The sequence below is a fragment of the Clostridium cylindrosporum DSM 605 genome, from assembly GCF_001047375.1.
Lineage (GTDB): Bacteria > Bacillota > Clostridia > Clostridiales > Caloramatoraceae > Clostridium_AB > Clostridium_AB cylindrosporum.
In genome coordinates, this window is sequence record NZ_LFVU01000016.1 from 1 (window position 1) to 1,292 (window position 1,292).

Annotated in this window: 1 protein-coding gene; it reads left to right on the plus strand. The window is 29.5% G+C overall.

Annotated features, from left to right (window positions below; all coding sequences use genetic code 11):
• Positions 1-409 precede the first annotated feature (409 nt).
• Positions 410-1,207 carry a PP2C family protein-serine/threonine phosphatase gene (locus CLCY_RS05335; protein ID WP_048570106.1) on the plus strand — a complete coding sequence of 266 codons (798 nt, stop codon included), beginning with the start codon at positions 410-412 and terminating at the stop codon, positions 1,205-1,207.
• The last annotated feature ends 85 nt before the right edge of the window (positions 1,208-1,292 follow it).

A 1,292-nucleotide genomic window follows, 5' to 3' on the forward strand; every position in this document is an offset into this window, starting at 1 on the left:
GCTTTACATACCAAATATTAATACAGCTATTAATGCTAATATAATGGCACCTGTTAATAGTATTATAGTTAGGCCTAACTTAGTAAGCTTTTTATATTTTCTTCTTATTTTCATAAATTAACCCTCCTTTTTTCTACATTTATATGTTTATATTACGAGTATTGACACAAAGACAATTTTATAAACCAAGTTTTTATCACCCCTATACAGTTTTGTTCAGGGGATTTTTTTTATTTATATGAACATAGTAAATAATTGAAATCTTATTAAATTATAGTTTGCTATTAAATTTTTTGTTAAAATATTTATTATAGACGTATGATTTCCTTTTACTTCAAGAAATATTTCGCGAGTTAGTTAAAGTAAAAGAGAGAGTCTTTATTTTTTACCTTTTGAAAGGGGTGATTATATGTGCTATGTAGATGCATCGGTTTCAACAAATGTTGGACTTATACGAGATAATAATGAGGATAACTTTTATATAAATGGTATCATAATGGAAGAATATCAAAGAGGAAATTATCAGGTTAGTATAAGACATGAATATGAAGAATGTATATTTGCTGTGTGTGATGGCATGGGGGGAGAAAATGCAGGGGAAATAGCTTCTTTCATAGCAGTAAATGAACTAAAAAGATTCCATAAAAATATAGTAAATAGTATTGAAAGTATAGAGAATTTAGCTGAGAGAATGGAAACTTATGTTGAGAAAACAAATCGTTTTATTTATGAAGAATCCTTTGATGAAGGCAGTCGAGGAATGGGCACTACCTTTGCTGGACTAGCTGTGTATAAGAATAAGGCAATAGCTATGAATTTAGGTGATAGTAGACTTTATCTACTTAGGGATAATACTCTTACACAAATAAATAATGATCATACAGAGGCTGAAAGAATGGTAGAGATAGGACTCATAACAAGGGAAGAAGCAAAGACGCATAGAGGAAGAAACCTTCTATCAAGGTATTTTGGAATGTCATATAGTGAAGGGATAATGGAAGCTGAGGTATATGATGAAACTAATATTCAAAAGAATGACGTATTTTTAATATGTAGTGATGGACTAAGTGATATGTTAAGTGACTATGAAATTTTAGATATACTAAGTGTTAATGAGGATACTAGTTTTATTTCTAATTTATTAGTTAATAGGGCATTAAGAAATGGTGGTAGGGATAATATAACATCCATGGTAATAAGGTTTTAGATTAATTATAGAGCGATTATAGAATACATAGTGCTAAGGGATGAAACAATAGTGGAGGTAAGAAGAATGCCAGATTATATAAGGA

Bases quoted from the DNA above. Each gene is read 5' to 3' on its own strand.
- CLCY_RS05335 (WP_048570106.1), top strand. From the start codon at position 410: ATGTGCTATGTAGATGCATCGGTTTCAACAAATGTTGGACTTATACGA.